The organism is Streptomyces venezuelae (assembly GCF_008642355.1).
In the GTDB taxonomy this organism is placed as follows: Bacteria; Actinomycetota; Actinomycetes; order Streptomycetales; family Streptomycetaceae; genus Streptomyces; species Streptomyces venezuelae_B.
Genome location: NZ_CP029193.1, coordinates 495,283 through 522,084 on the forward strand (window position 1 = coordinate 495,283; position 26,802 = coordinate 522,084).

Annotated in this window: 20 protein-coding genes; 12 read left to right on the plus strand and 8 right to left on the minus strand. The window is 69.7% G+C overall.

Annotated elements, in window-relative coordinates; translation table 11 throughout:
• Positions 1-128: 128 nt before the first annotated feature.
• From DEJ47_RS02165 to DEJ47_RS02175, 3 genes are all read left to right on the plus strand, one after another.
• Entirely contained in the window at positions 129-3,101 is a 2,973-nt protein-coding gene (locus DEJ47_RS02165) for a DEAD/DEAH box helicase (protein ID WP_150164371.1), read from the plus strand.
• Positions 3,098-4,417, plus strand: coding sequence for an SWF or SNF family helicase (locus DEJ47_RS02170; protein ID WP_150164373.1), 1,320 nt, complete (start codon positions 3,098-3,100; stop codon positions 4,415-4,417). Before DEJ47_RS02165 ends, DEJ47_RS02170 begins: the two co-directional genes overlap by 4 nt.
• A gap of 142 nt (positions 4,418-4,559) precedes the next feature.
• Positions 4,560-5,909 (plus strand): esterase-like activity of phytase family protein, encoded by a 1,350-nt coding sequence (locus tag DEJ47_RS02175; protein WP_150164375.1) that lies wholly within the window; start codon positions 4,560-4,562, stop codon positions 5,907-5,909.
• A 5-nt stretch (positions 5,910-5,914) separates the two neighbouring features.
• Here DEJ47_RS02175 and DEJ47_RS02180 read toward each other — a convergent pair whose 3' ends face one another.
• Together DEJ47_RS02180 and xylA are read right to left on the minus strand one after the other, a co-directional pair.
• Positions 5,915-6,520: a hypothetical protein gene (locus tag DEJ47_RS02180; protein ID WP_223828195.1), complete on the minus strand. Its 606-nt coding sequence runs from the start codon at positions 6,518-6,520 to the stop codon at positions 5,915-5,917.
• A gap of 283 nt (positions 6,521-6,803) precedes the next feature.
• Positions 6,804-7,970 (minus strand): xylose isomerase, encoded by a 1,167-nt coding sequence (gene xylA, locus DEJ47_RS02185; protein ID WP_150164378.1) that lies wholly within the window; start codon positions 7,968-7,970, stop codon positions 6,804-6,806.
• Positions 7,971-8,093: 123 nt separating this feature from the next.
• Between xylA and xylB the strand changes: the two genes are divergently transcribed.
• The 6 genes from xylB (at position 8,094) to DEJ47_RS02215 (ending at position 15,997) form a co-directional block, all read left to right on the plus strand.
• Positions 8,094-9,548 (plus strand): xylulokinase, encoded by a 1,455-nt coding sequence (gene xylB, locus DEJ47_RS02190; protein ID WP_150164380.1) that lies wholly within the window; start codon positions 8,094-8,096, stop codon positions 9,546-9,548.
• A gap of 14 nt (positions 9,549-9,562) precedes the next feature.
• Positions 9,563-10,951, plus strand: coding sequence for an ROK family transcriptional regulator (locus tag DEJ47_RS02195; RefSeq protein WP_150164382.1), 1,389 nt, complete (start codon positions 9,563-9,565; stop codon positions 10,949-10,951).
• A 335-nt stretch (positions 10,952-11,286) separates the two neighbouring features.
• Positions 11,287-12,321, plus strand: coding sequence for an acetamidase/formamidase family protein (locus DEJ47_RS02200; protein ID WP_150164384.1), 1,035 nt, complete (start codon positions 11,287-11,289; stop codon positions 12,319-12,321).
• Between the two features lie 66 nt (positions 12,322-12,387).
• Positions 12,388-12,987, plus strand: a complete 600-nt coding sequence (locus DEJ47_RS02205; protein ID WP_150164386.1) for an N-acetylmuramoyl-L-alanine amidase — start codon at positions 12,388-12,390, stop codon at positions 12,985-12,987.
• A gap of 76 nt (positions 12,988-13,063) precedes the next feature.
• Complete coding sequence (locus DEJ47_RS02210) at positions 13,064-14,311, plus strand: GAF domain-containing protein (protein WP_223828196.1); 1,248 nt, start codon at positions 13,064-13,066, stop codon at positions 14,309-14,311.
• 162 nt (positions 14,312-14,473) lie between these two features.
• Entirely contained in the window at positions 14,474-15,997 is a 1,524-nt protein-coding gene (locus DEJ47_RS02215; RefSeq protein ID WP_150164390.1) for an aldehyde dehydrogenase family protein, read from the plus strand.
• Positions 15,998-16,085: 88 nt separating this feature from the next.
• On the opposite strand, the gene DEJ47_RS02220 is transcribed toward DEJ47_RS02215, so the two are convergent.
• Positions 16,086-17,717, minus strand: coding sequence for a M4 family metallopeptidase (locus DEJ47_RS02220; RefSeq protein ID WP_150164392.1), 1,632 nt, complete (start codon positions 17,715-17,717; stop codon positions 16,086-16,088).
• A gap of 303 nt (positions 17,718-18,020) precedes the next feature.
• On the opposite strand from DEJ47_RS02220, the gene thpR reads away from it, so the two are divergent.
• Positions 18,021-18,644, plus strand: a complete 624-nt coding sequence (thpR, locus tag DEJ47_RS02225; RefSeq protein ID WP_150164394.1) for an RNA 2',3'-cyclic phosphodiesterase — start codon at positions 18,021-18,023, stop codon at positions 18,642-18,644.
• On the opposite strand, the gene DEJ47_RS02230 is transcribed toward thpR, so the two are convergent.
• Positions 18,592-18,930, minus strand: a complete 339-nt coding sequence (locus tag DEJ47_RS02230) for a Crp/Fnr family transcriptional regulator (protein ID WP_150164396.1) — start codon at positions 18,928-18,930, stop codon at positions 18,592-18,594. The two genes, thpR and DEJ47_RS02230, sit on opposite strands and share 53 nt — an antisense overlap.
• Positions 18,931-18,992: 62 nt before the next feature.
• On the opposite strand from DEJ47_RS02230, the gene DEJ47_RS02235 reads away from it, so the two are divergent.
• Positions 18,993-19,250, plus strand: coding sequence for a DUF5133 domain-containing protein (locus DEJ47_RS02235; RefSeq protein ID WP_150164398.1), 258 nt, complete (start codon positions 18,993-18,995; stop codon positions 19,248-19,250).
• A gap of 23 nt (positions 19,251-19,273) precedes the next feature.
• Here DEJ47_RS02235 and DEJ47_RS02240 read toward each other — a convergent pair whose 3' ends face one another.
• Together DEJ47_RS02240 and DEJ47_RS02245 are read right to left on the minus strand one after the other, a co-directional pair.
• Positions 19,274-19,867: a hemerythrin domain-containing protein gene (locus DEJ47_RS02240; RefSeq protein ID WP_150164400.1), complete on the minus strand. Its 594-nt coding sequence runs from the start codon at positions 19,865-19,867 to the stop codon at positions 19,274-19,276.
• A 7-nt stretch (positions 19,868-19,874) separates the two neighbouring features.
• Positions 19,875-21,074 (minus strand): hypothetical protein, encoded by a 1,200-nt coding sequence (locus tag DEJ47_RS02245; protein WP_150164402.1) that lies wholly within the window; start codon positions 21,072-21,074, stop codon positions 19,875-19,877.
• A gap of 292 nt (positions 21,075-21,366) precedes the next feature.
• On the opposite strand from DEJ47_RS02245, the gene DEJ47_RS02250 reads away from it, so the two are divergent.
• The gene (locus DEJ47_RS02250; protein ID WP_150164404.1) at positions 21,367-23,637 is read left to right on the plus strand and encodes a catalase; all 2,271 of its coding nucleotides are present in this window, start codon (positions 21,367-21,369) and stop codon (positions 23,635-23,637) included.
• A gap of 63 nt (positions 23,638-23,700) precedes the next feature.
• Here DEJ47_RS02250 and DEJ47_RS02255 read toward each other — a convergent pair whose 3' ends face one another.
• The gene (locus tag DEJ47_RS02255) at positions 23,701-24,153 is read right to left on the minus strand and encodes an SRPBCC family protein (RefSeq protein WP_150164407.1); all 453 of its coding nucleotides are present in this window, start codon (positions 24,151-24,153) and stop codon (positions 23,701-23,703) included.
• A 63-nt stretch (positions 24,154-24,216) separates the two neighbouring features.
• Entirely contained in the window at positions 24,217-26,535 is a 2,319-nt protein-coding gene (locus DEJ47_RS02260; RefSeq protein ID WP_150164409.1) for a glycosyl hydrolase family 18 protein, read from the minus strand.
• Positions 26,536-26,802: the final 267 nt, after the last annotated feature.

Here is a 26,802-nt window from a genome sequence, read left to right on the forward strand (position 1 = left end):
CAACGGGGCTGACCTGTTAGAACGTACGGATCAGTGACCCGGGGCAACCATGGCGGCACCACCCGAGTCCAGCCGGGGGCCAGCACCGCCCGCCAGGGGGGCTGGCTACACCCCCTTGATGGAAAGTGATGTGGATCACCGCGCCACGACAGTCACGAGTGCCTTCTCGTGCTGTACTCTCGGCCGCTCCGGTCTCAGTAGTCAAATTTGAGGAATGCGCCATCGCTGTGCACAGGCCCCCTGTCGTGTCCCCCTCCGAGATCTCCGAACTGTCGCGCTGTTCCGTTCTTTTCGTGCCTGCCGACCCGCCCCGTGACGGACGTGTCGCCTTCTGGCACGCCGACGGCACCGAGCCGCCGCACGCCTCCATCGGCACCCAGGAAGAGCTGACCCTTGCCGTGCCGGGGGACGAGGGCGTGGAACCGGCGGCCGTGTCCGCGGTTCTGGTTCCCGTCCGCGCCGCGCTGCCCGTCCTCACGCGCGCGCGTGCCGCCACGGAGACGCACCCGACGGGCACCTTCTGGGGAACGGCGGGGGTGTTGGCCCTGCAACTGGCGGCTCGCGGCCTGCTGTTGCCGGGGCTGACCGTCAGCGATCACGACGCGTGGCGCGCCGGCCCGCTGAGCGCCGAGGACCTGCAACGGCTGCGCGAACTGGCCGCAGCGATGCCCCCCGCCGCCCACGCCCTTCCGCTGGGCGACAGCCAACCGCTGCGGCTGCCCGAGCCCGAGCAGGTGCTGCGCCAGTTCCTCGACGCCGTGGCCGACACGCTCCCCCGCTCCCCCGCCGCACCCCTGGCCGCGGGCGGACCCGTGTACGCCGCGCCGGAACCCCAGTACGTGCCGGAGCAGCGCGCCTGGGCGCTGGACGTCGCCGCCGGGCACGACGCCGGGGTACGGATTTCGCTGCGCCTGGAGATTCCGGGTCTCGCCACGGTGGCCGACGACGGTACCCGGCTGCCCTTCCGTGCCGTGCTGCAGCTGCACAGTGTCAGCGACCCCTCGCTCGTCGCGGACGCCGCGGAGGTGTGGGCGGGATCCGGCGCCTCGGGCCAGGCCTTCGGCCCGCGTGCCCGCATGGACGCCCTGCTCGCGCTGCGTCGCGCCACGCGCGCGTGGCCGCCGCTCGCCCCGCTCCTGTCGGCCTCCGTCCCCGACGCGATCGAGCTGGCCGACGAGGACGTCACCGCGCTCCTGGGCGACGGCGCCCGCCTGTTGGCCGGCGCGGGCGTCGACGTGCACTGGCCCAGGGAGCTGGCGCGCAATCTCACCGCACACGCCGTCATCGGCCCGGCCGAGGACGAGAGTGACCGGAAGGGCCCTCACAAGCTTTCCTCGGACACACCGTCCTTCCTCTCTGCCGACACGCTCCTCGCCTTCAACTGGCGTTTCGCGCTGGGGGACCAGCAGCTCACACGGGCAGAACTGGATCACCTCGCGGAATCGAACCGTCCGGTGGTCCGCCTCCGGGATCAGTGGGTGCTGGTCGATCCGGCCGAGGTCCGGCGCGCCCGCGAGCAGCAGGATCACAAGGTCACCCCCATTGACGCGCTCGGTGCCGCACTGACTGGCACGGCCGAGGTCGGGGGCCTGCGCATCGATGTCGAGCCGACCGGGTGGCTCGCCACTCTGCGGGAGCGGCTCGCCGACCCGGAAGGAATGGAGCCTGTCGGCCAACCCGCGGCCCTTGCCGCCGAGTTGCGCGACTACCAGCTGCGCGGCCTGAACTGGCTGGCCCGCATGACATCACTCGGGCTGGGTGCCTGTCTCGCCGACGACATGGGCCTCGGCAAGACGATCACGCTGATCTCCTTGCATCTGCACCGTCAGACGCAGGAGGAGTCCGCCGGACCCACCCTGGTGGTCTGTCCCACGTCACTGATGGGCAACTGGCAGCGCGAGGTGGAGAAGTTCGCGCCGGGCACGCGCGTACGCCGTTTCCACGGTTCCCAGCGCAACCTCGACGATCTGGCGGACGGCGAGTTCGTCCTCACGACCTACGGGACGATGCGGCTCGACGCGGAGAGACTGGGTCGGGCCTCCTGGGGCATGGTCGTCGCCGACGAGGCCCAGCATGTGAAGAACCCCTATTCGGCCACGGCGAAGCAGCTGCGCACCATCGGGACACGCGCGCGCGTGGCGCTCACCGGTACACCCGTGGAGAACAACCTCTCCGAACTGTGGGCGATCCTCGACTGGACGACCCCCGGCCTGCTCGGCCGGCTGGGGGCCTTTCGTACGCGGTACGCCCAGGCCGTCGAGGGCGGCTCGGATCCTGCTGCCGCCGAGCGGCTCGGACAGCTCGTGCGACCGTTTCTGCTGCGCCGCCGCAAGTCGGATCCGGGGATCGCTCCCGAACTGCCGCCCAAGACGGAGACCGACCGTGCCGTCTCGCTCACCGCGGAGCAAGCGGGCCTCTACGAAGCGGTGGTGCGGGAGACGCTCGCTGACATCTCCGGTGCCGACGGGTTCGCGCGCAGGGGTCTGATCGTCAAGCTCCTGACGGGGCTCAAGCAGATCTGCAATCACCCCGCGCAGTATCTCAAGGAAGACGAGCCCCGTATCCCGGGTCGCTCCGGAAAGCTGGAGCTGCTCGACGAGTTGCTCGACACGATCCTCGCGGAGGAGGCGAGCGTGCTCGTCTTCACGCAGTACGTCCAGATGGCGCGGTTGATCGAACAGCATCTCTCGGCGCGTGGTGTCCCCTCTCAGTTCTTGCACGGGGGTACTCCTGTAGCGCATCGGGAGGCGATGGTGCAGCGCTTCCAGGACGGTGAAGTGCCGGTCTTCCTGCTGTCATTGAAGGCGGCCGGAACGGGCCTGAACCTGACCCGTGCCGAGCACGTCGTGCACTACGACCGCTGGTGGAACCCCGCGGTGGAGGCGCAGGCCACCGACCGCGCGTACCGCATCGGGCAGACGCAGCCGGTGCAGGTGCACCGGCTGATCGCGGAGGGGACGATCGAGGACCGCATCGCCGACATGCTGCTGCGCAAGCGGGAGTTGGCGGACGCTGTCCTGGGATCCGGCGAGGCGGCTCTCACCGAGCTGACCGATGCCGAGCTTTCGGAACTTGTGGAGCTGCGAGGGGGCACGCGATGAGTGACATCCATGATGAGACGTACGACGACGCGGACGGCACACGCGCGGGCACGCAGTCGGAGGAGCGCACCTTCGCGGCGCTGCCGCCCGCGCACGGGCGGGGGTTCGCGCAGAGTTGGTGGGGTCAGGCCTGGTTGAAGGCCCTTGAGGACACCGCCCTGGATCTCCAGCAGCTGAAGGCCGGCCGCCGTCTCGCGCGCGCGGGCGCGGTGGGGGCCGTCTCCGTGCGTCCCGGTCGCATCACGGCTGTGGTCAAGGACCGGGACGGTACGCCGCACCGTTCCGATGTCCTGTTGCAGGAGCTGGGCCCAGAAGCCTGGGACCGCTTTCTGGAGATGGCCATCGAGAGGGCGGGCCACATCGCCGCGCTCCTGGACCGCGACATGCCGCCGCACTTGGTGGAGGATTCAGCGGCCGCGGGCGTCGAACTCCTGCCGGGCATCGGCGATCTCGAGCCCGAGTGCGACTGCGACGCGTGGGACCACTGCGGGCATACGGCTGCCCTCTGCTACCAAGTGGCACGTCTACTCGACGAGGACCCGTTCGTGCTGCTGCTGATGCGGGGACGCGGGGAGCGGATGCTCCTCGAAGAACTGCAGGCGCGCAGCGCCTCGACGGCCGAAGTCCGGGAGGCCCACGAGGGTGTCCAGGAGGGCGGTCCAGAGGGCGTGGACGCCGCTGAGGCGTACGCGGACGGCGCCATCCTCCCGCCGCTGCCTGCCCTGCCTCCGCTGCCCGCGGAGCCGGGTGTGCCGCCGTCGCTCGACACGGAGGCGGAACCGGCTGCGGGACTCGACGTCGCCGCGGTCGAGTTCCTGGCCGCACAGGCCGCCGTCGAAGCACACCGGCTCCTCGCCGACGCGCTCGCACCCGGTCACGAACGCCAGCCCATAGAGGCCGCCTTGTCGACCGCCGAGGACGCCGTCCGACTGGCGGCGGCGCTGCCCGGGAACGCGGTGGAAACACGGCTCGCGACGGCGTCCGAGCGCGGACGGGACGGTCTCGACCTTGCTGTCCGGGCCTGGAGGTACGGAGGTCGGGCCGCCCTCCATATCCTCGAAGAGACGTGGACGCCCGAAGACGAAGCGCTGGCACGCGCGCGTGCCGCACTGGACGCCGCCTGGGAAGAGGACGAAAGGCCCCGGCTTCGCGTCACGCACAACCGCTGGACCGTGGTCGGTACCGATGTGCAGCTGCGCCACGGCCGCGACGGCCGCTGGTGGCCCTACCGCAAGGAAAGCGGCCGTTGGGCTCCTGCGGGGCCCGCGACCCAGGACCCGGCGACGGCGCTGGCCGTCGCCGAAGGAAGCGAGTGACGCGCCCTGTGCGGACACGGCGCGCTCTCCTCTAGGAGGCGCCGTCGGCACGTCCCTCTGTGTTCACCCAAGGGCCCCCTCGGGTTCGTGATGGCGGCGAAGTCTGACCGCTGTCACAAACCCTGTGCCTCAGGAGGCCCTGATGTCCCCGCACGCCGCCCGTAAGGGCCGTGTCCGTCGTTCCATAGCCATCGGTCTGCCGCTCGCCGTGGTCGCCGCCCTGACGGTGGCAGGCACCGCGACGGGCCGACCGGGCGGCGGGCAGGGCGGGGCGCGCGTGACCACTGCCGCGACTCTCGGCGACATTCCGCTCGGCACCTTCAGCAACACGTTGCTGCCGGGCACCGTCAAGGACGACCGTGGTGTCGACCTCGGCGGCATCGGCAGCGATCTGTACCCGGCGGGCCGCAAGGGCGAGTTCTGGGCGGTGACCGACCGGGGGCCCAACGGCCAGATCAAGGTCGACGGCAAGAAGCGCCGCACCTTCCCGGTCCCCGGTTTCGACCCTGCGATCGTGAAGATCCGGGTCCGTGGGGACCGGACGAAGGTCGTCTCCGCGCTCCCGCTGACGACCTCCTCCGGGAAGCCCGTCACCGGATTGCCCAACCAGGAAGGGCGCGACGAGGCGCCGTACTCGTACGACGCGAAGAATCCCGTGTCGTACGACCCGAACGGCTTGGACACCGAAGGGCTCGTGCGTGCCCCGGACGGCACCTTCTGGCTGGTCGACGAGTACGGGCCGTCCCTGGTCCACGTCTCCGCGCGCGGGAAGGTCATCAAGCGGTACGTCCCGCGCGGGCTGAAGCTGCGTGGCGCCGATTACCCCGTGTCCGAGACGCTGCCAGGCGTCCTTCTGCACCGCGAGACGAACCGAGGATTCGAAGGGCTCGCCCAACTCCCCGGCGGGGATCTGGTGATGGCCGTGCAGAGTCCGCTCTCCCTGCCGGACGAGGATGCGGGCGAGGGCTCGCGCACTGCACGGTTGTTGCGCTTCTCACCGCGGAAGCAGGCCGTCACCGCCGAGTACGCCTACCGATTCGATCCCGTGGGCCTCGTCGATCCCGGTGAGAACGACACGTCGGAACTGAAGATCTCCTCCGTCGTCGCCACAGGACGCGACAAGCTCCTCGTCCAGGAGCGCACCGACAAAGCCGCACGCCTCCATGCCGTCACGCTGGGTCGGGGCGCGAACATCCTGGGCGGCAAGTGGGACAGGAGCACGACGCGGCCCGCCTTGGAGCAGCTCGACGAACCCGCCTCCTTCGGCGTGCCTGTCCTCGAAAAGCGCCTGGTGGTCGATCTGAACACGGTCGACGGCGTGCCCGGCAAGATCGAAGGCATCGCCCGGGTCGACAGTCGCACGCTGGCCCTCATCAACGACAACGACTTCGGAATGAGCGACGGCCCGGAGGCGTTCGACAAGGACGGCCGGCTGGTGGACAGCGGCACGGAGACGACGGTGACATACGTACGGCTCCCCCGGCGGTACTGACTTGGTCAGGACAGCGGTTTGGTGAGCTTGTGCCTGCCCGGGCCGCTGTCCCCCGCCAGACTGCACGCGACGTTGTCGATGCCCACCTTGTAGCCCGTGGCATCCGGGTACTGCACGAGCGTCCCGCGCACTGTCCCGGACGGCTGGCCGCGCGCCTTGCGCTCCAGGGGCCCTTCGCAGAGGGCGGCCGCCGCCTTCTTCAGAGCTGCGTCCGTCGTGTAGGCACCCCTCAGCTCGGCGAACTTGACGACTTCGGCATCGTGCGGTTCGTTGCACGACCTCTTCGCGGCCTGTCCGGGCCGACTGCTGTCGACGTCGAAACAGTCGCCCTTCTTGAGGAGGTAGTACGGGACCTGGTCATCCGCGGGCGAGGGTACGGCCGGGTCGAGGTCGCTCGGGAAATCGGTCGGCAGGGTCGGGAAAGTGGTGGGCAGGGTCGGGAAGTCGGTCGGCAGCGAAGGGACGCCGCTGGGCAGGCCTGTGGGCAGCTCGCTCGGAATGCGGGACGGGATGCTCAAGGAGGGCGTGGGTTCGCGCGTTGTACTGCTGTCGGACTCGGCGGGTTCCTTCTCGCCGTCGCCGTCGTCGTTCATGACCAGCAGAACCACCACGGCGACAGCTCCAAGAGCCAGGATGATCGCAAGCAGGGCGAAAAGGCCGTTGCGCCGCCCCGGCGGTCCTCCTTGAGGTGGCGGTGGCCAGCCCCCGGCCCCCGGGGGCGGCCCGTACCCGCCTCCCGGCGGCGGGCCGAACCCACCCCCTCCGGGCGGAGGAGCACTGGGCGGCGGAGGCGGCTGCGGCGGTACGGGCGGCATGGCCATACCCACCAGAGTCGCCTCGTACCGGTCATATGGCGAGACCCCTGCGCGAGTTGCCCGAGCGCGGGCCGGCGGATCAGCTCCGGGCAGCCAACAGGTGGTCCATGGCCAGCTGGTCGAGCCGCTCGAAGGCCATGCCGCGCGCTGCGGCCTCCTCGACGTCGAACGCCTCGTAGGCGCTCCTGTCGGCGAGCAGACCCGAAAGCCCGTCCTCGGCCGTGGGAACGGCCAGCTCGTCCAGGCGAGCGACACGCAGCGCCTCACGTACTTCGGGATCGGCCCGGAACGCGGCCGCGCGCTCACGCAGAATCAGGTAATTGCGCATACAGCCCGCGGCCGAGGCCCACACCCCCTCGAAGTCCTCCGTGCGCGGCGGCTTGAAGTCGAAGTGCCTGGGGCCGTCGTACCCTCCCCTCTCCAAGAGGTCCACCAGCCAGAAGGCGCTGCGCAGATCACCGGCCCCGAACCGCAGATCCTGGTCGTACTTGATGCCGGTCTGTCCGTTGAGGTCGATGTGGAAGAGCTTGCCCGACCACAGCGCCTGAGCGATGGAGTGCGGGAAGTTGAGGCCCGCCATCTGCTCGTGCCCCACCTCCGGATTGACGCCGTAGAGTTCCGGGTGCTCCAGGCGTTCGATGAACGCAAGGGCGTGGCCGACGGTGGGCAACAGGATGTCGCCCCGCGGCTCGTTGGGCTTCGGCTCGATGGCGAAACGCAATGCGTAGCCCTGTGTGGTCACGTACTCGCCGAGCAGGTCGAAGGCCTCCTTCATGCGGTCGAGGGCGACGGTCACGTCCTTCGCGGCGCCGGATTCCGCACCCTCCCTGCCGCCCCACGCCACATAGGTGTGGGCGCCCAGCTCCGCCGCGAGGTCGATGTTGCGCATCGTCTTCCGCAGCGCGTAACGCCGCACGTCGCGGTCGTTGGCGGTGAACCCGCCGTCCTTGAAGACGGGATGGGTGAAGAGGTTCGTGGTGGCCATCGGCACGACGAGCCCGGTGGCGTCCAGCGCCTGCCGGAACCGCTTGACGTGTCCCTCCCGTTCCGAGTCGGAGGACCCGAAGGGGATGAGGTCGTCGTCGTGGAAGGTCACTCCGTAGGCGCCCAGTTCGGCGAGGTGACGCACCGAATCGGCGGGATCCAGCGCGGCCCGGGTGGCGTCTCCGAACGGATCCCTGCCCTGCCAGCCGACCGTCCACAGGCCGAAGCTGAACTTGTCCTCAGGGGTGGGCTGATAGTTCATGTGCGGCTCCCTCGCCTATTTCGTCATGGCACTTTACAAATTAGTATCCGAGGGCGCTGCTGGGAAGGTCGAGGAGTGAACTCCGGAGCGCACCCGGGGACAGCCGCAGAAACGGAGACCGTGATGTCGTCAGCGCCCACCGCTCAGGGACCCTTTGTCGTCGGGGTGGACAGCTCCACGCAGTCCACCAAGGTCCTGGTCGTCGACGCGCCCACCGGCCGGGTGGTCGCGCGCGGGCAGGCACGGCACCGCGTCAGCACAGGCGAACGCCGCGAAAGCGACCCACAGGAATGGTGGGACGCCCTGTGCACGGCCCTGGAACAGTGCGGGCAGGCGGCTCGCGAGGCCTCCGCCGTATCCATCGGCGGGCAGCAGCACGGACTCGTCACCCTCGGCAAGGACGGCAGCCCGGTGCGCCCGGCACTGCTCTGGAACGACGTGCGGTCGGCCCCACAGGCACGGAGCCTCGTGCAGCGCCTCGGCGGGGCCAAGGTGTGGGCCGATCGGGTGGGCAGTGTTCCCGGCCCCTCCTTCACCGTGACGAAGTGGGCCTGGCTCACCGAGCACGAGCCCGCCTCGGCCCGCGCCACCACTGCCGTTCGGCTGCCCCACGACTACCTCACGGAGCGGCTGACCGGCCTCGCCACGACCGACCGCGGCGACGCCTCCGGAACGGGCTGGTGGGCGTCGGGGCCGGAGCGGTACGACGAGGGCATTCTCGACATGGTGGGACTCGACCCCGCACTGCTGCCCCGCGTGGCACGGCCGGGAGAGACCGTCGGTACGGTCCGGGGCGGCGGTGGACTGCCCTTCTCCAAGGGCACGCTGGTCGCCCCCGGCACCGGCGACAACGCGGCGGCAGCACTGGGGCTCGGGTTGCGCCCCGGGACACCAGTGCTGAGCCTCGGCACGTCGGGCACGGTGTACGCCGTCTCGGAGCGCCGTCCGGCCGACCCGACGGGTACTGTGGCGGGCTTCGCCGACGCGCGTGGCGCATGGTTGCCGCTCGCCTGCACCCTGAATTGCACCCAGGCCGTCGACCGAGTCGCCGAACTGCTCCACCTGAGTCGTGAGGCGGTGGACCCGGGTGGCTCGGTCACCCTCCTGCCCTACTTGGACGGCGAGCGCACTCCGGATCTGCCCCACTCCTCGGGTGTCCTGCACGGCCTCCGGCACGACACGACGCCCGGTCAGCTCCTCCAGGCCGCGTACGACGGGGCCGTGCACTCACTGCTCGGCGCCCTCGACCTGGTTCTGGACGCCGACGCCGACCGGTCGACCCCGCTGTTGCTCATCGGAGGCGGCGCGCGCGGCACGGCCTGGCAGCACACCGTGCAGCGCCTCTCCGGACGCCCCGTGCAGATCCCGGAAGCACAGGAACTGGTGGCACTCGGGGCCGCGGCTCAGGCGGCGGGCCTGCTGACCGAGGAGGACCCGAGCGCCATCGCGCGGCGTTGGGACACGGCTCGGGGGCCCGTGCTCGACCCCGTGGAACGCGACGAGGCGGCGCTGTCCAGGATCTCCGGGGTACTCTCCGACGCGGCGCCGCTCCTGGACAGGGCGCCCCACGGGGAATGAGGACTGATCGAGGCATGACCGCACCGCTGCACGACCAGCGCCGGGGATCGTCCGGTGCACGGCTGCCCGACACGCAGCAGGGGATGCGCCGCCGCAATCTGTCCCGCGTGATGCACGCGGTGGCCTCGCACGGCCCCCTGTCCCGTGCGGCGGTGGCCTCCCGCATCGGACTCACACGGGCCGCGGTGTCCACATTGGTGGACGAACTGATCCGGTCGGGGCTGCTGGACGAGCTGGGTCCCGAGCGGCCCGGACGGGTGGGGCGCCCGGGATCCGCTCTCGCGATCAGTGCGACGGGCCCCGTCGGCATCGGTGCCGAGGTGGGAGTCGACCATCTGGCGGTGTGCGCGGTCGATCTGCGGGGTGAGGTCCGCGCACGCGCCGAGCGACGGTCCGCCAACCGTGGCCGCTCCCCCGCACCCGTATGGAAGGATCTCTCCGCCCTGGTGCGGCGGGTGTGCGTCGAGGCGCGGCGGCAAGGGCTGACACCCGAGGGGCTCGCGGTGGCCGTGCCCGGACTGGTCGCTCGCGACAGCCGGACAGTCGTGCGCGCGCCCAACCTCGGCTGGCACGACGTCGACCTGAGCCGACTGCTGCCCGGCGATCTGCCGCTCACGGTGGACAACGAGGCCAACTTCGGGGCGCTCGCCGAACTGTGGCTCGGCGAGGAATCGCCCGAGGACTTCCTCCATGTGTCGGCGGAGATCGGCATCGGTGCGGCACTCGTCGTCGATGGACGGCTGTTGCGGGGGACGCGCGGGTTCGCCGGCGAGTTGGGACATGTGCCCGTCCACCCCGACGGTCCTGCCTGTCCCTGCGGAGGGCGCGGCTGTCTGGAGCAGTACGCGGGTGAGGGCGCGGTGCTGCGTGCCGCGGGGCTGGGGGCGAGGGGCGTGGACGGCTCGGGGGGCGCTGATGGTGGTGGCGGCCGGGGAGACAGTGGCCGCCGGGCCAACGGTAACGGTCGGGGCGACAGTGGCGGCCTGGGCGAGGGTGACTCAGGGAGCCCGAGCAACTTCGGTGACCTGGGTGAAGAACGGAGTGAAGTGCTTGCCGAGCGCGCCGCCGCGGGTGACGAAACGGTGCGGCGAGCCCTCAGCGACGCCGGGACGGCTCTGGGGATCGCTCTCACCGGCGCGGTGAATCTGGTGGATCCGCGGGCCATCGTGCTGGGCGGTGCGCTGTCGCGGCTCGCACCGTGGCTGCTGCCCGCGCTCGAGCGGGAGTTGTCGGAACGCACGGCGGGCCGGTCGTGTGGGGTGAGGGTGTCCCGGTTCGGTTCGGACGGGCCGCTGCTGGGGGCCGCGCACTCGGTGGCGCGGGCGGTGTTGGACGATCCGGCCGGCGTCGGCGTCGGCGAGGCGACGTCCACCGATGGGGCTCACGCAGCTCAGCGGACATAGAGAGTGGCCGGGCCGCCTCGGTCAACGGACGAGCCACAGAGCCGCGACCGGTTTGGCAGGCCCGGCGGTACGTCGAGCATGCGCGCGGAATCGCCCGGCGGACTGCTCCCCCGAACGAGTGGTCGAGATATCCACAATCACGCTGCTGTGCACAGATCCGACGCGGGCCCTTCCACCTCAACCAGCGGCCGCCGTAACGTAATTCACGGCGAGGCCCCACAGCGGCGACAACACGTCACGGTCGGGGCGGCTTCGCGGATCGGGACCCGAGTGAGTCGCACGGCCCACCCCGGTCGGACCGACGGCCCATCCGGCCAGAGTGGAGCGGTGCAGCGATGAATGATGCTCAGATCCTGACAGTTCGACCCGAGCCGGGCGAGTACGCCTGGACGTTCGGCGGTGCACCTCCCGTGGCGCGCATCGCCCCCGGCACGGTCCTCGACCTGTTCACGGAGGACTGCTTCGCCGGGAACGTCCGCTCGGAGAAGGACCTCGTCTCCGAGGTCTGCGAGTTTCCGTTCCTGAATCCGCAGACCGGTCCGTTTCATGTGGAAGGAGCGGAGCCGGGCGACACCGTCGCCGTGCACTTCGTGTCGATGGAACCCGCCCGCGACTGGGCGGCCTCCACCACCGTCCCCCTGTTCGGCGCCCTCACGTCCACACACTCCACCGCTTCGCTGCAGGCGCCCCTGCCCGAAGCCGTGTGGATCTGGGAGCTGGACCGGGCCCGCCGCACCGCACGGTTCAGCGCGCGGGACAGCGACTTCGCGGTCGAGCTGCCCATGGATCCCATGCACGGGACGGTCGGCGTCGCGCCCGCGAACCTCGAGGTGCGCTCGGCGCTCGTGCCGGACGCCCACGGCGGCAACATGGACACGCCCGAGATGCGCGCCGGGGTCACCTGCTACCTGGGCGTGAATGTCGAGGGCGCCCTACTGAGCCTGGGCGACGGGCACGCGCGGCAGGGTGAGGGAGAGACCTGTGGAGTAGCCGTCGAGTGCGCCATGAACACCGTGGTGATCGTCGAGCTGCTCAAGGGGATCTCCACACCCTGGCCGCGCATCGAGTCCGACACGCACATCATCTCGACCGGGTCTGCGCGCCCGCTGGAGGACGCGTTTCGAATATCTCAACTCGACCTGGTGCAGTGGCTGGTGCGTGACTACGGGTTCAGTGAACTGGACGCGTATCAGTTCGCGACGCAGACCGTCGAATCCCCGCTCGCCAACGTCTGCGACACCAACTACACGTGTGTCGCCAAGATCCGTAAGGAGTGGCTGCCCGCGCGTGAGACGCACCGTGGGCTGCACGCGCGGTTGCGTGAGACGGCGGTCTCGCTGCCGCGAGGCACGGACCCACGGCCCGCATAGAGCTCAGCGCCAGTCCAGCCATCGTTCTCCCTCCTCCCCCACTCCCCACCGAGAGGCAGGCCAGTCATGGATCGAGTGAGACGCTTCCCCAGTCGACGCCGGCTGCTGCAAGGTGCCGTCGCAGCCGTCGTACCCGCCGCACTCCTGCCCGCCACCCACGCCGCCGCCCAGGCCCGCGCGGTCGACTACCCCCTGGCCGAATGGGTCCCGGCCAGCACCTCCAACTACACGGCCGCCAACCGCCCCACCACCTATCCCATCGACTACGTGGTCATTCACGTCACTCAGGAGACGTACGCCGACACGCTCGCCATCTTCCAGAACCCGGCGAAGAAGGTCTCCGCCCACTACGTCGTGCGCTCCAGGGACGGACACATCGCCCAGTGCGTCCGTGAGCGCAACGTCGGGTGGCACGCAGGGAACTGGACCTACAACACACGAAGCATCGGGATCGAGCATGAAGGGTGGGTCGACAAACCCGAATATTTCACCCACGCCATGTACGAGCAGTCCGCCGCGCTGACCGCCGCCATCTGCTCCACGTACGACATCCCGAAGGACCGCGAACACATCATCGGCCACCATGAGGTCCCCGGTTCGGACCACACGGATCCCGGCCCGTACTGGGACTGGTCGCGCTACCTGCGTCTCGTCAACTTCGCCTGAGTCGACGCGCGTCCTTGTCGGCTCCCGTCTCCGGGGCGACGATGACAACACCGCATCGCCGTCCTGGGAGGCAGAGTTGTCCGATCCGTGGGTGGCCCTGGAGCCCGGTGTGGATCCCGCGGAGCGGGTGCGGGTCGTGCGCAGGGCCCACGAGCGGTTCACCGACGCGGGGACGATCAGCCGTCCGGTGCGTTCGGTGGTGGCCGACTCGTGGCAGAGGTCGGCGAGGGCGCGGGTGAGTCCGGAGTGCACCGGCGCGGCGGTGGAGCTGACCGACGACGACCTCGGCGCGTACCGGTCGGAGCATCCGCTGGCACGGGTGATGCCGTTGTTCCGTGAGTTGATGGGCACCTTCGCCGCGGACGGGGAACATCTGCTCGCCGTGTGCGATGCGCAGGGAAGGCTCTTGTGGGTCGAGGGTCATGCGGTGACGCGGCGACGGGCGGGACGGATGAACTTCGTGCCGGGTGCGCGGTGGGCGGAGTCCGCCATGGGGACGAACGCGCCGGGGACAGCGGTCGCCGTGGGCCGTCCGGTGCAGGTCTTCGCCACCGAGCACTACACGCGCCGGGTGCAGCCGTGGACGTGTGCGGCGGCTCCCGTGCACGATCCCCGAACCGGTCGGCTGATCGGCGCGGTCGACATCACCGGCGGCGACGGCCTCGCACACCCGCACAGTCTCGCCTTCGTGCAGGCGGTCGCGCGGGCCGGGGAGGCGCAACTGGCGCTGCTGGCGCCGCCGAAGGTGTCGGACGAGAAGGTCGAGCTGGCAGCGCTCGGGCGGGACGAGGCGTTGTTGATCATGAGGGGCCGCAAGGTGCGGCTCAGCCGGAGGCACAGCGAGATCGTCGTGCTGCTGGCTCGGCACCCGGAGGGGTTGTCGGGGGACGAGTTGCTGTGGGCGTTGTACGAGGACGAGTCGGTGTCGCAGGTGACGTTGCGGGCCGAGATGGCGCGGCTGCGGCGGGTGCTGGGGGCGGAGTTGCTGCGGTCGCGGCCGTATCGGCTGGCGGTGCCCGTCGAGTGCGATGTCGAGGCGGTGGAACGTCGCCTGGGCGCGGGGGCGGTGGCGGCGGCCGCGGCAGCGTACGCGGGGCCGTTGCTGCCGCAGTCCCGGGCTCCCGCTCTCGTGCGGCTCCGTCGCAGGGTCGCGGACCAAGTGCGAGCGGCACTCATCGAGCGCGGTGACCCCGACCTGCTCGCGGACTGGGCACACGCTCCGTGGGGCGAGGAAGATTTCGCGGTGTGGCGGGCGCTGGCCGGGCTGCGTCCGACGGCTTCCGTGCTGGCCCGCCTGAACGAGCTGGACGCGGAACTGACGTAGCAGTACGTGTACGAACATGCCTGAGGGCGGGGCCGGCGTAGCCGGCCGGACCGTCGGGCGCGTCGAGGAGTGGAACGCAACGTCGATGCAACCTCGGCGCCCCTAGCCTCCGGACGAGAGCTGCCCGACGGCGGGCGGCGTTCCCCGGGAGGCCAGCCGAAGATGACCCGTTACGCAGCGCCCGGCACCGAGGGCGCGATCGTCTCCTACCAGTCGCGCTACGACCACTTCATCGGCGGCGAGTATGTGGCGCCCGCTCGTGGTCAGTACTTCGAGAACCCGAGTCCGGTGAACGGCCGGCCCTTCACCGAGGTGGCGAGGGGTACGGCGGAGGACGTCGAGCGCGCCCTCGACGCGGCGCACGCGGCCGCGCCCGCGTGGGGACGTACCTCGGTCACCGGGCGCGCCGACGTGCTGTTGAAGATCGCCGACCGGATGGAGGCGAACCTCGAACAGCTGGCTGTGGCCGAGAGCTGGGAGAACGGCAAGCCGGTCCGCGAGACTCTGGCCGCCGACATCCCGCTCGCCATCGACCACTTCCGATACTTCGCGGGTGTCATCCGTGCGCAGGAGGGGTCGCTGAGCGAGGTCGACGAGGACACCATCGCGTACCACTTCCACGAGCCGCTCGGCGTCGTCGCGCAGATCATCCCGTGGAACTTCCCGATCCTGATGGCCACGTGGAAGCTGGCGCCCGCGCTCGCCGCGGGCAACGCCGTCGTCCTCAAGCCCGCCGAACAGACCCCTGCGTCCATTCACTACTGGATGAGTCTGGTCGCCGATCTGCTGCCGGCCGGGGTCGTCAACATCGTCAACGGGTTCGGCGTGGAGGCCGGCAAGCCGCTGGCGTCCAGTCCTCGTGTCGCCAAGGTCGCCTTCACCGGGGAGACCACGACGGGGCGGTTGATCATGCAGTACGCCTCGGAGAACATCAAGCCGGTGACGTTGGAGCTGGGCGGCAAGTCGCCGAACATCTTCTTCGACGACGTGTGGGCCGCGAACGACGACTTCCGGGACAAGGCGCTCGAGGGCTTCACGATGTTCGCGCTCAACCAGGGCGAGGTGTGCACCTGTCCGTCGAGGGCGCTGGTGCAGCGCGGCCAGTACAGCGAGTTCCTCGAAGCGGCCGTCGCCCGTACCGAACAGATCAGGGCCGGACATCCGCTCGACACCGACACCATGATCGGCGCGCAGGCGTCCAACGACCAGCTGGAGAAGATCCTCTCCTACCTGGACATCGGGCAGCAGGAGGGCGCCAAGGTACTGACGGGCGGCCAGCGTGTGGAGTACGACGGCGAGCTGGCGGGTGGGTACTACGTGCAGCCGACGATCTTCGAGGGCGACAACCGCATGCGGATCTTCCAGGAGGAGATCTTCGGCCCGGTGGTGTCGGTCGCGTCGTTCGCCGACTTCGACGAGGCCATCGAGATCGCCAACGACACGCTGTACGGCCTGGGGGCCGGAGTGTGGACGCGTGACATCAACACGGCGTACCGGGCGGGCCGGGCGATCCAGGCGGGCCGCGTCTGGACGAACTGCTACCACGCGTATCCGGCGCATGCGGCGTTCGGCGGGTACAAGCAGTCCGGCATCGGCCGGGAGACCCACAAGATGATGCTGGAGCACTACCAGCAGACGAAGAACATTCTCTGTTCCTACAGCCCCAGGAAACTCGGGTTCTTCTAGCAGCCCCAAGAACTTGGCGTTCCTCTAGAGCCTCAAGTACGGGGGCGGCGCCCGTTTCGGACGCCGCCCCTTGCGTGACCGACTGGGGTTACTTGACGTTGACGCCCTTCCAGGCGGCAGCCACGCGCTTGTACTCGGTGGAGTTCGCGCCGTAGAGGTCCTTCGCGGCGCTCAGCGTGCCCTTACGGGCCGCCTTGTAGTTGGTGGTCGACGTGAAGTATGTCGTCAGGGCCTTGTACCAGATCTTCTCGGCCTTGCCGCGGCCGATGCCGAGGACCTTGGATCCGTCGGCGGTCGGCGAGTTGTAGTTGACGCCGTTGATCCGCTTCTTGCCGCTGCCCTCGGACAGCAGGTAGAAGAAGTGGTTGGCGATGCCCGAGGAGTAGTGGACGTCGACGTTCCCGGCGTTGGCGCTCCACTTGTCCAGGGAGCCGCCGTCCTTGGACGGCTTGTCCATGTAACGGAGCGGGGAGCCGTCGCCGTTGATGTCGATCTTCTCGCCGATGAGGTAGTCGCCGACGTCCTTGGGGTTCTTGGCCTTGAACTCCACGGCGGTGGCGAAGATGTCGGAGGTGGCCTCGTTCAGGCCGCCGGATTCACCGCTGTACTCCATGTTGCCGGTCGCCGAGGTGACGCCATGCGTCATCTCGTGGGCCGCGACGTCGATCGAGGTGAGGGGCTTCTTGTTGCCCTCGCCGTCGCCGTACGTCATGCAGAAGCAGCTGTCGTCCCAGAACGCGTTCACATAGCCGTTGCCGTAGTGGACGCGGGAGGTCGCGCCCTTGCCGTCGCCGTTGATGCCCTTACGGCCGTGGACGGACTTGTAGTAGTCCCAGGTGAGCTGGGCACCGTAGGCGGCGTCGACGGCTGCGGTCTGCGCGTTCGAGGGCTTGCCGTTGCCCCAGACGTCGTTGGCGTCCTTGAAGAGCTTGCCGGTGCCGCTCTCCGCGTGCTTCAGGTCATAGGTGCGGTGGTTGCCGCGCGCCTTGTCGGTCAGCTCGTAGCTGCTCCCGACCTTCTTGGAGCCGACCGTGACCTTGCCGCTGTACTGGCTGTTGCCCTTGCCGTTCTCGATGGCCTGGTACTGGTACAGCTTCTTGCCGGTCGCGGCGTCCGTGATGACGTGGAGCCTGCTGGGGGTGCCGTCCTTCTGCACGCCGGTGACGACGGTCTCGTACGCGAGGACGGGCTTGCCGGAGGCTGCCCAGATCACCTTGCGCGGCGACTGCGCGTCGGCCTCGGCGGTCTTCGCCTTCGCGGCGGTCGACTCCGCCGCCTTGGCGACGGAGGACTTGCCGAGCTTCGCGTCCGTGGAGGCGACCTTGACGGTGGCCTCGGTCGCCTTGGTGACGCTCTTCACCTTGCCGCTCTTGGCGGTGTGCACGACGAGGTCGCCGCCGAGGACGGGCAGGCCGTCGTAGGTGCGCTCGTAGCGGGTGTGCGTGGTGCCGTCGGCGTCCTTGACGACGTCACGGACGACCAGCTTCTCCTTGGCGCCGAGGCCGATGTCGTCGGCGGTCGCCGATCTCTCGGCGTTCGCGTCCTGGAGGAGGTCCGCGCGGGCCGAAGCCGAGAGGGCGACGGGCGAGCCGGACGGCTCGGTGTCGTTGTCCGGCTGGGCGGAGGCGCCGGTGGTCAGTCCGGCGCTGAGCAGCGCTCCGGCCGCGACGGCGGTGGCGATCGCGAGCGTAGAACGCTTACGGAATATGTGAGAGGTCACGCGAGCTCCATCTGTGGGGGCCCGGGAGGCATGGAGGGCCGCCCGGAGCAGAAAAAGACGCGATGCGGGCGTGCAGCTTGGTGCTGTACGTGCAGCGTGTTGCCCGGGAGCGTGTCATTTCAACCAGGTACATGTCAGCATTTTGACTGGATGTTGGCCGGAAATGATCCGTTGAACGATGGTCGACGTACGTAATGCGAACAGTTCATGAATGCGCCGGGCGCGGGTGCGCCTCGGACGTCCGCGGCGGGCAGTCGGAGCCGGGCTTCGGCTCCGTGGGCCTCATGAGGTAAGAAGACAAGCGTGACCCAACCGCCCCGGACCGCCACCCAGCACGCCTTCATCGCGCTCGCTCCGCCCGACGACGCGAAGAACGAGCTGGCGCGTGCGCTGGAACCGGCCTACGCCGCCCATCCGGACCTGCGCTGGAACCGTATCGAGGACTGGCACATCACCCTGGCCTTCCTCGGTGAGCTGCCGGTGCGGGTCGTCCAGCGGCTTCGCTCGCCCCTCGCCGATCTGGCGGCCGCTCGCCACTCTCTCGAACTGTCGCTGGTCGGTGGCGGGCACTTCGACGAGCGAGTGCTGTGGAGCGGCGTCGAGGGCGAGCTCGAAGGACTGCATGAGCTGGCCGAGGCGGTACGTGCACGGGTCAGGGGCTGTGACGTCGTCTTCCCCGAACGTTCGCTGCGCCCCCACCTCACGCTGGCCCGAGCCCGCCGCTACGACACCACGTCCGTAGCGGCCGCGGCCGCCTGGCTCGACGGCTTCACCGGACGCCGTTGGCAGACCGATCGCCTCCACCTGGTCGGCAGCACGGTGCGCGGCCACCCGGGGCCACGGCGCTACGCGGACATCGACGCATGGACCCTGCTCAATCAGGGTCCTTGTGCCGAGGCAGAACCGTGTCGAGGGTTTCGCGGATGACCTGGTAGCAGCTGCCGGCGTGGGCCTGCAGGCAGACGCGGTCCAGGATGGTGATCGTGCCGCGGCCGTACTGGATGCAGCCTTCCGCGGCCAGCGCGCCCGCGACCTCGCTCACCGAGGACCTGCGCACGGCGAGCATCTGGGCGAGGAACTTCTGGGTGAGGTCGAAGCGTTCGCTGTGCATGCGGTCCGCGGTCATCAACACTCGGCGCGCGCAGCGCTGGTGGGTGCGGTGGCTGCGGATGCAGGCCGCGTCGCGTGCCAGCTGTGTGAGCATCGACTGCATGAACGCGCGTTTTCGGGGAAGCCGTAGGCCACTGACTAGCGCCTGGAGAGGAGCCTGTGGTCGTGCTGAAGCCGGAACCGCGCCACGTGAGGAGCTTGCTGACCCGCTACGCGAACGCGCGCATCGCCCTCGCGGAGAAGCCCGTGCCCGCCTGGCAGCGGGAGCTGGCGGACGTGACCCACGCGCTGTGCGCGGTGACCGGGACCCGCTCCATCACCAGCGCGATCGCGGCCGCCGACGAGATACTGGCGGCGGCCGGCCGGTCCCGGGCGCCCCGTCGCGCCTCTCTGGCACCGACGGACCCCTCCCTCACCGCCTGAGCAGCGTCGGCGCCGAGGTCCTGTCAGCCGTCCTCGTTCATCGCCTTGCGGACGGCGTCCTTGGTGCGGTCCATCAGGGCGGCTACGGGGCCGAGAGCCAGGTTGGCCGCGCCGGACTCCACGCCCGGGTGGGGGCGGGTGGGGGCCATGGCCTCGGCGGCCTTCACGGCCTTGGCCATGGCGGCCAGGTTGGTGACGTCGGTGCTGCGGCGGATGTGGGAGAACTCGTAGCGTTCCTCCGCGCGCGCGTGTTCCTGCACGTCTTTGCGCAGCTTCAGCAGCTGCGGCATGAACTTGGGGTCGTCGGTGTCGATGTCGTCCAGGGCGGCCAGCGTCTCCTTGGCCGCCCGCTCCTCCGCCAGGCGGTCCTCGACCACCTGCTCGCCACCGGTCAGCGCCCGCCGCGAGAAGGGGTGCACGACCTCTTCCTCCGCCGTCTCGTGCACGGCGAGCAGCCGCACCAGGTGGCGGAAGGCCGCCCGGCGCTCCGCACCGCTCGACGCCTCGACCTCGTCGAAGAGATTGCGGATGTCACCGTGCCGACGCATGAGCAGCGACACGACGTCGGTGTCCTGGGACCGGTCGTCGCCGGCCTGTGGGGTCCGGGGAGTGGACATGGCCGCCTCACTTCTCGCGCTGGGTGGGGTCGGGGTGGTCGCCCTCGGTCTGCAGGCGGTACTCGCGGCCGAACATGGCGTCGTGTTCCACCATCACCCGGTCGCTCGGGGGTGCCTCGCCGCCGTGGATCTGCTCCTGCATCTTCTCGAACCGCTCGTGGGCCTCGCGCACGTAGCCCGCGCCGAGTGTGGTCAGGTCCATCTGGGTGTCGAGCAGCTCCCGCACGTAGCCCTTGTTCGGCTCGAAGGTGAGCACATCGGGCAGCTCGGGCGCCAGCACCGAGGCGGGGTCGCGGCCGTCGTGCTTGCGCATCAGGTCGCAGGCGACGTGCAGATGCTCCAGCTCCATGTTCAGGTGCAGCTCCCAGATGGCCTTCACCCGCGGGTCGCTCTCCTGCTCCATGAAGGAGTGGTACAGGTAGCACTCGTTGTACTCGTGGTTGACCAACTGCTCCCACCACGTCTCCCCCGGGTCGACGAGTGACTCGTAGTGGGTGACGTGCTCCTCCTCGATGAGTCCGATCTCCTGGTACAGCTGCCGGGCGATGGGCTCCATGTAGGTGGGGCCGGTGTTCATGTAGAAGTTCATCGTCTGCTGCTCCGCCGACATGATCGTCAACGCGTGCAGCTTCGACAGCGGATTCGTCTCGTCCTTGGCGTACGGATCGCGCACGTTGTCGACCGGGTCACGGTGGTGGAACCGGGTGGGCCGGCCGGGCATGACCTCGGTCAGGCCGTCGACGATCGACTCCGCCTTGCGGTGCTCGATCATCTCGTACAGGTTCGCGTACCGGTACAGGTGGTCGAAGTCCTCGAGCACCCCGAACTGATACGCCTGCTTCAGGTACGGGTCCGGCTCCATCCGGGCCACCCAGGCGGTCAGGTCCACCGCGACCTGTTCGTAGGCGATCGTCGTCTCCAGCACCGACGACACCCCCGGCAGCAGCCAGTTCACGGCCTTCTGCTGCTGCGCCTCGATGTAGCGGGTCCGGGCCAGCAGCCGCTTCACCTCCGGGTCGACCGTGTTCCGCGCCAGCTGGTGGCTGAACATGATCGCTTCGACCTCGATGCCGTTCATCGCGATGATGCGGCAGCGGGTGTACGGGTCGCAGTGGTCCGGGTCGATGGGGGCGACGTCGAGCTCCCGCCAACTGCGCAGCTGGCGGTCCAGCGGGATGCCCCGCTGTTCGAGCGGATTGAAAGTCATCGGGATGCCTCCTTGGAACAGGGTCGGCGTGTGAGGCCGCCGAGTACCCCGCCTTCGGGGGTGGGCACAGGCCCGCTCACACATCTGTGGGCCATCGGCTGCTTCCGGCCACCGCTGCGTGCCGGGTGCCGGACGGTGAACCGAAGCGGCCTCCACCCGCGCCACCTACGCTTCTGCGCATTTGGCAGCACTGATCGGTGCGGAACGGTCAAATGCGGGTACTCCGCTTCGACAGTGGCGTCCTGGCTTCTCAGGCGTCCCGTACGCAACACATCGCAGCAGAGGAGATGACATGGAAGGCGACCACCCCGTGAAGGCCGCGGTGGAGAAGCTGAAGGACACGGTCACGGGGGGACAGGGGCCCGAGGAGGGCGTGCCGGGAAAGCCCGGTTCCGAGTCGCCGACGGTGGCCGAGCCGACCGAACCGCGGGTGCCGCTGCCGCCGAAGGCCGATCAGACCGGTCCCAAACCTGTGAGCCCCACCGGTACACCTTCGCGTGATGATCGGGCGGCGTCCGCGCAGCAGGGCGAGTGGCTGACCACCGCCCAGGGCGACCGGTTGTACGACACCGATCACTCGCTCAAGGCGGGTCCGCGCGGGCCCGTCCTCCTCCAGGACCACCACCTGCGGGAGAAGATCACCCATTTCGACCACGAGCGGATCCCGGAGCGGGTCGTCCACGCGCGCGGCGCCGCCGCCCACGGGGTGTTCCGCGGCTACGGCAACGCGGCCGGTGTCACCAAGGCCGCCTTCCTCGGCGAGGGCATGGAGACCGAGGTCTTCGTCCGGTTCTCCACCGTCCTCGGCTCGCGCGGCTCGGCGGACACGGTCCGTGACACCCGCGGGTTCGCGACGAAGTTCTACACGACCGAGGGCACCTTCGACCTGGTCGGCAACAACATCCCGGTGTTCTTCATCCAGGACGCCATCAAGTTCCCGGACATCATCCACGCGGGCAAGCCCCACCCCGACCGCGAGATCCCGCAGGCGCAGAGCGCGCACGACACCTTCTGGGACTTCGTCACCCTGCACTCCGAGGCCACGCACCACACGCTGTGGAACATGTCCGACCGGGGCATCCCCCGTTCGTACCGGATGATGGAGGGCTTCGGGGTCCACACCTTCCGGCTGGAGAACGCGGCCGGAGAGACCACCCTGGTGAAGTTCCACTGGAAGCCGCGGCTCGGTGTGCACTCCCTCGTCTGGGAGGAGGCGCAGATCGCCGGTGGAGTGGACCCCGACTTCCACCGCCGCGACCTCGCCGACGCCATCGAGGCCGGTGCCTACCCGGAGTGGGAGCTGGGCATCCAGACCTTCCCCGACACCCCCGAGCAGACCTTCGAGGGCATCGACCTTCTCGACCCCACGAAGATCGTGCCCGAGGAGCTGGCCCCCGTGCAGCCCGTCGGGCTGCTCACACTCAACCGGAACCCGTCGAACTACTTCGCCGAGACCGAGCAGGTCGCCTTCCACGTCGGCCATCTCGTCCCGGGCATCGACGTCACCGACGACCCGCTGCTCCAGGGGCGGCTGTTCTCCTACCTCGACACGCAGATCAGCCGGCTCGGCGGGCCCAACTTCGCGCAGCTGCCGATCAACCGTCCGCACGCTCCGGTCAACGACATGCTCCGGGACGGCATGCACCAGACGGCCGTGCACCGCGGCGTCGCGCCGTACCGACCCAACTCGCTCGACGGGGGCTGTCCGTTCACGGCGGGCGCCGAGACGGGCGCGGACATCGATGTGCCCGTCGCGCTGCCCGCGTCGCGCAAGGTGCGTGAGGCGCCCGCCACCTTCGACGACCACTTCAGCCAGGCACGCATGTTCTGGCTGAGCATGAGTGCGCCGGAGCGCGAGCACATCGTCAACGCCTACTCCTTCGAGCTCGGCAAGTGCTATGAGCAGGCCGTCAAGGAACGTGGCCTGCAGTCCCTCGCCAACATCGACCCCGATCTGTGCTCCCAGGTCGCCGCCGCCCTCGGGCTGCCCGCCCCCGCCCCGACGGAGCCGCTCAGGGACGCGCTGCCCAGCCCGGCCCTCTCCCAGGTCGGCCGGGCCTGGCCGCTGGACGGCCGGATCATCGGCATCGTGACGGACGGGACGGACGACCTCGCCGGCGTGCGGGCCGTCCGGCAGTCCGTCCTCGACGGAGGCATGGTGCCGCTGATCATCGCCCCGGCGGGCGGAAAGCTGGACGCGAACGGTGAGCCCCTGACGGTGCAGCGGACGTTCGCGACGGCCCGCTCCATCGAGTTCGACGCCCTGCTGGTGGTGGGGAGCCCGGCGCCCGGCGCGGACGCGCTGCCCGCGCGGGACGCCAAGGCGAAGACCGCCACTGGGCCCGATCCCCGGGTGCGACTGCTGTTGGACGAGGCGTTCCGCCACGGCAAGGCCATCGGCGGCTGGGCCGGGGCCGAGCGGGTCCTCGAAGCCGCGGGCGTGCCGGCCGACGCGCCCGGCGTCGTCCTCGGCTCCGGTGGCGCCGCGGTCCTCGACGAGATGCGGGAGCTGCTCTCGCAGCACCGGGTCTGGGAACGCTTCACCACCGGGCCGGTCGGCTGACCGCACCGTACGGCCCCGTGCGCCCCGTGCGCCCCGGCAGGGAGGCTCCTCCCGGCCGGGGCGTCACCGGGTCTGCCCGCCGTCGTTCTCGGCGTGGCGTGCCAGTCCCTCCGCCATGCCCTGCATGAACTTCTGCAGATAGCGCGGCAGGAACAGGCCTTTCAGTCCGCTCGTCTCGTACTCGCCGTGCCAGTGGATGACCGTGCCCGAACCGGCCGTCGGCGTCAGCTCGATGCGGGCGCGGTAGTTGCGCATCGGCGTGTTGAACGCGTCTTCGTAGCCCAGCAGGCTCGGCTCGACCTTCTCCGTCAGCCGTTCCCCGGTCACGACGCGTCCCGTACGGAACGCCCGGACGGCGCCGATGCCGTCGTCGCCGTCCGGGTCGAGCCCTTCCGACCGTGCCGTGTCCAGGCTGTCCACCTTCGACCACAGGGGCCAGCTCGCCGCGTCGACGAGCAGCTTCCATACGGTTTCCGGGGATGCGCTGGTGGTCACGGTGACGTCGTATCTGTGCATGGGTGCGAGTCTCGCCGGTCACCGCGTGGCCCGGCACGGAATCTTGCAGAACGGCAAAAAGGGCTACCTCAGACCGCGGTCCAAGGCGTTGAACAGGGTGTTGTTCGAGGTGTCACCCGACATTTCCCAGATCATTCCGCCGAGCAGGCCCTTGGACTTGATGTACTGGGTCTTCTTCTCGATGGACCAGGGATCGTCGAAGGACCACCACTGGCCGTTCGCCCCCGTGTAGCCGTACGTGGAGATGGACTGCTCGTCGTGGTGGACGGTCAGGTTCGGGAAGCTCGCGACGAGGTTGTCGTAGCCGCGCGTGCCCGCCTCCTCCTGGAACTGGCCGGGCGCGGCGCCGTTGGCGCTCTGCCATTCGCCGTGTACGCCGCCGTCCGCGACCTGTTGCCAGCCGCGCCCGTAGAAGGGGAAGCCGATGGTCAGCTTGCGTGGCTTGATGCCCTGGTCGGTGTACGCCTTCACGGCGTCGTCGATGCTGAAGTCGTTGGCGTACGGACTCTGCGCGTCCTTGTACAGGTTGGCCTGGTGGCCGGTGCGGTGAGGTTCCCAGGAGTTGTCGCTGCCCGCGCCGTGGAAGTCGTAGCCCTGGACGTTGCCGAAGTCCAGGTACTTGAAGACCTCCTTGAGCTCCCAGCCCTCGTTGATCTTCTTGGGGTCGGCCGGGGTGAAGGCGGTGAGCAGCCGGTGGCTGCCGCCGAGCGCGTCGAGCTGCTGCCGGAACTCGGCGATCAGGGCGGTGTTGTTGGCCTTGTCGTCCGGGCTCCAGTGGTTGCCGGGGTGGCCGTCGGGCGATCCGGGCCACTCCCAGTCCAGGTCGAAGCCGTCGAAGATGCCCGCGGCGACGCCGTCACCGCCCGCTCCGTTGTACGCGGGCAGGTTGCCCTTGATGTACATGTCGATGCAGGACTTGACGAACTTCTTCCGTGATTCGTCCGTCCTGGCGACGTCGGAGAAGTACTTGGAGTAGGTCCAGCCGCCGAGCGAGACCACGACCTTCAGGTTGGGGTGCTTGGCCTTGAGCTTCTTCAGCTGGTTGAAGTTGCCGCGCAGCTTGCCCCAGCCGTCGTCGGCGACGCCGTCCACGGACTGCCCCGCGGGGAAGGCGCGGCCGTAGTCGGCCTCGGCGTCCCCGGCTCCGTCTCCCTGATTGGGGTCCTGGGGGTTCGGCGTGGTGCCCTTGGTGACGCCGTTGAGGCAGGTGAGGTTCTTGGGGTCGATGTTGGCGAAGGCGTAGTTGATGACGTCGAGTTTGGCGGCGGCACCGGACGTCTCCAGGTCGCGCACGAAGTACTGCCGGCCGTAGATGCCCCACTGCACGAAGTAGCCGACCTTCGCGTACCCGCCCTCGCCGACGGCCTCCTTGGTGGTGACGGACAGGGTGTTGCTCGCGGGCGACGCGTTGTCCGCGGGGTCCCGCGCCTTGACGGTGAAGGAGTACTCCGTGGCGGGCGTCAGGCCGGTGACCGTGCTGGTGCGGGTGTCGGCGGGGAGGCTCTCCACGAGGGTCGTGCCGCGGTAGACGTCGTACGCGGCGACGCGCTGGTTGTCGGTGGCCGCCTCCCAGGCGAGCTTCACGGTGCTCGAAGTGACATCGCCGGAGCGGAGGTTGCGGGGCGCGGTGGGCGGCACGGTGTCGGTCGCCGGGTCCACGGTGGTCGCGCTGACAGGGGCGCTCGCCTCACCGGTGTTGCCGCGCGAGTCCTTGGCGCGGACGCTGAACTGGTAGGCGGTCGCGGGTTCGAGGCCGCTCACCGTGGCCTGGGTGGTGGCGCTGGCCGCGACGACGGTGGTGCCGCGCAGCACCTCGTACGAGGCGACGGGGAAGTCGCCTTGCGCGGCCGCCGTCCACTTCAGGCTGACCGTGCGGGCGGTGGTGTCGGCGACGCTCAGCCCGGTGGGCGCCTTCGGCGGCACGGCCGCGGTGCCGTCGCACTTGTCGCCGTTGATGAGGCAGCCGGTGGGCGGCTTGAGCTGGCCGCTGCCGCGGAAGGTGTAGCTGTACGGCTCGGTGTCGCGGCCGGCGGGGACCCGGGCGTTGTAGTAGGCGGGCGTCACGACGACGTGCTTGCCCTTGATCTCGGCGGTGCCGTGGGTGTGACCGCTGATGGTGACGCCGTCGGGCAGGTCGAATTCGAGGGACCAGGTGGTGACCGCGGTGTCGCCGCTGTTCTTCACGACGAACTTGCCGGTCCAGGAGGTGCCGCTGCCCTCGCTCACGAAGGTGGCGGTGAGTTTGGCGGCCGCGACGGCGGGGGCCGCGAGGGCGGTGAGTCCGGCAAGCGCCAGGGCGAAGACGGCGAGGACGGCGATGAGGCGCCGGGGGGCGGAGACGGCCGACCGGCCCTCATGGGACCGGACGGCGGCTCCGGGCAAGGAGGTGCGTAGGGGTCTGCGTAAGGATCGGCGTAGGGATCCGCTTGAGGATCGGCGTGAGGACACGGCTCTCCTTGGGGAGGTGAGGACGCGCTTCCTGTGCGGTACAGACCTTTCAGAGAACCACTGCCCGTGAGCATGTCAACGCGGGCGAGCGGGCACGCGGCCGTACCAATGCGCTGTGCGGGGTTCCTGCTCACGCCCTCGCGTCCGGAAAGGACACCCAGAAAGGACTGGACCAATACGGCGACATTTTGCTCGCCCTTG

What these genes read in the sequence shown, in the direction of transcription:
- DEJ47_RS02165 (WP_150164371.1), top strand. Translation starts at nt 129, where the DNA reads ATGTGGATCACCGCGCCACGACAGTCACGAGTGCCTTCTCGTGCTGTA.
- DEJ47_RS02170 (WP_150164373.1), top strand. Translation starts at nt 3,098, where the DNA reads ATGAGTGACATCCATGATGAGACGTACGACGACGCGGACGGCACACGC.
- DEJ47_RS02175 (WP_150164375.1), top strand. Translation starts at nt 4,560, where the DNA reads ATGTCCCCGCACGCCGCCCGTAAGGGCCGTGTCCGTCGTTCCATAGCC.
- xylA (WP_150164378.1), bottom strand. Translation starts at nt 7,970, where the DNA reads ATGAACTATCAGCCCACCCCTGAGGACAAGTTCAGCTTCGGCCTGTGG.
- xylB (WP_150164380.1), top strand. Translation starts at nt 8,094, where the DNA reads ATGTCGTCAGCGCCCACCGCTCAGGGACCCTTTGTCGTCGGGGTGGAC.
- DEJ47_RS02195 (WP_150164382.1), top strand. Translation starts at nt 9,563, where the DNA reads ATGACCGCACCGCTGCACGACCAGCGCCGGGGATCGTCCGGTGCACGG.
- DEJ47_RS02200 (WP_150164384.1), top strand. Translation starts at nt 11,287, where the DNA reads ATGAATGATGCTCAGATCCTGACAGTTCGACCCGAGCCGGGCGAGTAC.
- DEJ47_RS02205 (WP_150164386.1), top strand. Translation starts at nt 12,388, where the DNA reads ATGGATCGAGTGAGACGCTTCCCCAGTCGACGCCGGCTGCTGCAAGGT.
- DEJ47_RS02215 (WP_150164390.1), top strand. Translation starts at nt 14,474, where the DNA reads ATGACCCGTTACGCAGCGCCCGGCACCGAGGGCGCGATCGTCTCCTAC.
- DEJ47_RS02230 (WP_150164396.1), bottom strand. Translation starts at nt 18,930, where the DNA reads ATGCAGTCGATGCTCACACAGCTGGCACGCGACGCGGCCTGCATCCGC.
- DEJ47_RS02240 (WP_150164400.1), bottom strand. Translation starts at nt 19,867, where the DNA reads ATGTCCACTCCCCGGACCCCACAGGCCGGCGACGACCGGTCCCAGGAC.
- DEJ47_RS02245 (WP_150164402.1), bottom strand. Translation starts at nt 21,074, where the DNA reads ATGACTTTCAATCCGCTCGAACAGCGGGGCATCCCGCTGGACCGCCAG.
- DEJ47_RS02250 (WP_150164404.1), top strand. Translation starts at nt 21,367, where the DNA reads ATGGAAGGCGACCACCCCGTGAAGGCCGCGGTGGAGAAGCTGAAGGAC.
- DEJ47_RS02255 (WP_150164407.1), bottom strand. Translation starts at nt 24,153, where the DNA reads ATGCACAGATACGACGTCACCGTGACCACCAGCGCATCCCCGGAAACC.